The organism is Evansella tamaricis (assembly GCF_019042215.1).
In the GTDB taxonomy this organism is placed as follows: domain Bacteria; phylum Bacillota; class Bacilli; order Bacillales; family Salisediminibacteriaceae; genus Evansella; species Evansella tamaricis.
Genome location: NZ_JAHQCS010000024.1, coordinates 1 through 3,761, shown reverse-complemented (window position 1 = coordinate 3,761; position 3,761 = coordinate 1). Strand labels below are relative to the sequence as shown.

3 protein-coding genes are annotated in these 3,761 nt (G+C 41.1%); all 3 read right to left on the bottom strand.

Annotated elements, in window-relative coordinates; all coding sequences use genetic code 11:
• Positions 1-321 precede the first annotated feature (321 nt).
• Complete coding sequence (locus KS419_RS01170) at positions 322-1,566, bottom strand: ABC transporter permease (RefSeq protein WP_217064269.1); 1,245 nt, start codon at positions 1,564-1,566, stop codon at positions 322-324.
• A complete protein-coding gene (locus KS419_RS01165; protein WP_217064268.1) occupies positions 1,559-2,491 on the bottom strand; it encodes an ABC transporter ATP-binding protein in 933 nt (310 codons plus the stop codon). Before KS419_RS01165 ends, KS419_RS01170 begins: the two co-directional genes overlap by 8 nt.
• 262 nt (positions 2,492-2,753) lie before the next feature.
• Positions 2,754-3,524, bottom strand: a complete 771-nt coding sequence (locus KS419_RS01160) for a MerR family transcriptional regulator (protein WP_217064267.1) — start codon at positions 3,522-3,524, stop codon at positions 2,754-2,756.
• Positions 3,525-3,761: the final 237 nt, after the last annotated feature.

Genomic DNA, 3,761 nt, shown 5'->3' with positions numbered 1-3,761 from the left:
TACATCCATCCCCTCCCGTTCGGGCACTAGTTCGGGTAACTTCTTACCGAATCTCCGGCTGACTCATCCGTTCGGGAACAAGATCCGACATCTTCCTACCGAATACCAACACGTCGCATCCGTTCGGGCTCAAGATCCGACATCTTCTTACCGAATCTCCGGCCCGACACTCCCGTTCGGGCACTAGTTCCTCCATCTTCCTATCGAACTACCCATCTTAATTCTTAATATCCAGAAATCCCAAACTCTCTATTTTGGTGCAATATCATTATAAGCTAGAACAAGTAATGGAACTCTACCCTCTACCCATTTTTCCACTAATTAAGTACGGAGCCACTTCCATATCTCTCCAGGTGTTGCATTTTTCCCATACATCAATATACCGACCTGAAAGATCTTTCCTGCGAGCTTCATAAATAACCAGACACTCACAGCAAGGATTGCAATACCGATTATAACTTCCACCCACGGCCATTCTTCTAGCATCGTCAGTCGAAGAATCATGACCCCTGGACTCGTAAATGGAATATATGTACCGATTTGCGCCATCAATCCATTAGGGTCGCTAAGAACCGGTCCAATGAAGATTGCAGGTGAAAATGGCAACATCATGACGATACCTTGGAAGTTCCCTGCGGTGGTAATGTCCTCCATTGTTGCACCGATTCCTACGAAAATAGCTGCAAATAACAAGAATCCAAGCACGGCCACTAAAAGAAGAACCGCCAACTCAGGAACAAATAAATACTCTAAAATCGGTAAATCGTATCTCCAAATCAAAAATGGTATGATGAAGACCAAAGATACTACTGACTGAATGATTCCCAGTACAAAATATCCGATAATCTTTCCTTGCATCAATTCCGATGGGGTTAATGATGATAAAATAATTTCCGCCAGTTTGTCTTTCTTTTCCTGCGATGCACTTTGGAAGATCGCCATTCCAGTAAACACAATGGAAACCATGATGAACCCAGCAAAAGCACCTGGGATTAACCGTTCCATGAAATTACCTTCAGTATCAGCATCTGCCCCCGATTCCTCCACTTCGTCGTCCGCAGCAAAGGCTGTTTCATCCACAAATGTTATTCCCCGTACGATAACCCCCATTTCTTCCTCAGACATACCAAGCTGTTCCAATTGAATCCCTTGAAGGAAAGGTGCTATCACATTGAGTTGGTTTCGGAAAAAAGGTCCCACGTCCTCACCTATAAAAACAGAAACCGTCCCTTCTTGTACCACATCCTCATTAATAAATAGGAAGGCTGAATTTTCCCTTTCTGCAATTTCTTCTGCTATTTCCGATTCTGATAAATCTGTCTGATGGACGTGCCAATCGAGACTGCTTTCAGTGACCAGCTGTTCTAATTCTGCAAAAACTCCTATTTCGTCATTTACAAAAACTTCCGTTGGATCAGTATCCTCGGAACTTGATCCTCCAAATAAACTTCCTAATAGCATGAACCCGATAAAAATCACTGGTGTAGACAACATTCCTATGAGGAATGTTTTATTTTTCATATTTCGCTTGATTTCCCACTTTGCAACTTTCCAAGTATTACGCATCCAAATCACCTGCCTCCACTACTAGATTTTTCCCAGTGGCAATATCAATAAAGATCTCATGGAGTGTGATCCGGTCAAAAACCAGCTCCTGGATGTTTATCTCGTCCGGTAAACTCTTTAGCCATTGAGCAGGCTGAACTTCCTTCGTCAAATAAAGAACAGAAGTGGAAGTCCCCTCGTTCTGCTCCACTCGATGAACATCCGGCAATTGTTGCAGCATAGCTAAGTCATTCACGCCCCTGATTGTACATTTGAAATTGGCATATTGCGTTTTCACTTCATCCATCGTTCCGTAAATCACCTTTTGCCCCTTATGTATCATAAATAGTCGATCTGCCATTTCCTCCACCAAGTTCATTTGATGAGATGATAATAAAATGGCCGTTCCCTGTTTCGCAAGCTTACGAATTTCTTCCTTGAAAAGTTCCTGGCTTACTGGGTCAAGTCCAGAGAATGGTTCATCCAATATCAGTAACTCCGGTTCATGAAGGACCGAGGCAATAAACTGAACCTTCTGCCCCATTCCTTTCGACAGTTCCTCCACGGATACATTCTCTTTCCCTTCTAAATCAAACTTTTTCAGATATTCTAGGGCACGCTCTCTTGCTTTCTTTAGGGGATAATCCTTTAAATCTGCCAAATATAGTAGGATATCCATCACCTTTACATTCTTATATAACCCCCGTTCCTCTGGGAGATATCCGATTTTATTCCGTGGAATCTCCTTTCTGTTATGAAAAGAAACCGTCCCTTCGTCCGGATACATAATCCCCATAATATTCCGGATTGTTGTGGATTTCCCGGCCCCGTTCGGACCCAGAATTGCCATGATTTCTCCTTTTTGAACTTCAAAAGAGATTTGATCCAGCACTTTCTTATCTTTAAAAAACTTTCCCACGTTATTAACAGACAGCATTGCTTCCAAGTCAATCGCTCCTTTCGCTCCTCTTTTCAATCTATTTCTCTATGTAACTACTCCCTATCAAGTAAAAAAGTTCCCAATTTTCGGGGTTCTAGTTTTGGGTTCTGGTTTTGGGTTCTGGTTTTGGGTTCTGGTTTTGGGTTCTGGTTTTGGGTTCTGGTTTTGGGTTCTGGTTTTGGGTTCTGGTTTTGGGCTCTGGTTTTGGGTTCTGGTTTTGGGTTCTGATTATTGAACAATAGACACCTTCTTTCTCCCAAATCTTTCTTTAATCATTTTCCCAATTGGAACCAGCAGTGGAATAATAATAGCTAACAGCTTTGTCCATGTATTCTTTGAAGGGGTCTGGTATAGGTGAGTGAAATAAATGCTCATGTTCTTCAAAGAGCTCAATTTTATCGGCAACTTCTTTAACGACTACAGGATCTACAAAACTATGAACATCTTTTAACATTCCTTCGATGATTGTCTGAACTTCTTCACTCGTTGGATTAACATTATTTTTCATAGATTCAAACAGTCGAAACAAATAGTTCGTGTTATGCTTTATCAGTTCCTTCCGGTCAATACCAAATGGCTGATATAATTGGTCAACCCACTCAGTCGGAAAATGTTTTAACAGAAATTTTTTCTGCTCCTTTTCTAATCGGTACGTATTCAGTACCATATAAAGTACTTCCATATACTCTTTCGCTTTTCCTTCACTCAATTTCAAAACGGTTTGCGCATCCTCCACAGCATCAATCATCGCTTCCATTCTCTGTTTTTGTTCTAGCAACAGTTTTTTTTGCAATGATAATGTGAGGGAAAAGTCAATGTTAGATTCATCTAGAAGTCCCTTAATATCCTCTAAAGGAACCCCTAGGAATTTCCAAGCCTGAATTCGCTGTAATACGCTTTGTTCCTTCGCACCGTATAACTTGTGCCCTTTAGAATTTGTCTTTGTGGGTTTTAGTAGATCAATTTCATCATAATAGCGCAACGTCCGAATCGATACATTCATTCTTTTAGCAAACATGCCAATTGTATCTCCCAACATCAATCCCCTCCATTTCAAAACTTTCATAACTATATTGTATCCTGTTACGTTACGTAACTAGCAAGGGCTAATTTTTTTTAATTTGGAAAAAAGTCGACGGGGGGATGATATTCTATTTAGGATGCCATTCTCTCTTTATTCCAAAGGCTCTGTTATCGTTCAATGTTGATTTTTGCGAAATTCACTCCCTTTCACCACGGGCACAAGTGCGACATCTGCTCATTCTTCGCAGTGTCT

Bases quoted from the DNA above. Each gene is read 5' to 3' on its own strand.
- KS419_RS01160 (WP_217064267.1), bottom strand. From the start codon at position 3,524: ATGTTGGGAGATACAATTGGCATGTTTGCTAAAAGAATGAATGTATCG.
- KS419_RS01170 (WP_217064269.1), bottom strand. From the start codon at position 1,566: ATGCGTAATACTTGGAAAGTTGCAAAGTGGGAAATCAAGCGAAATATG.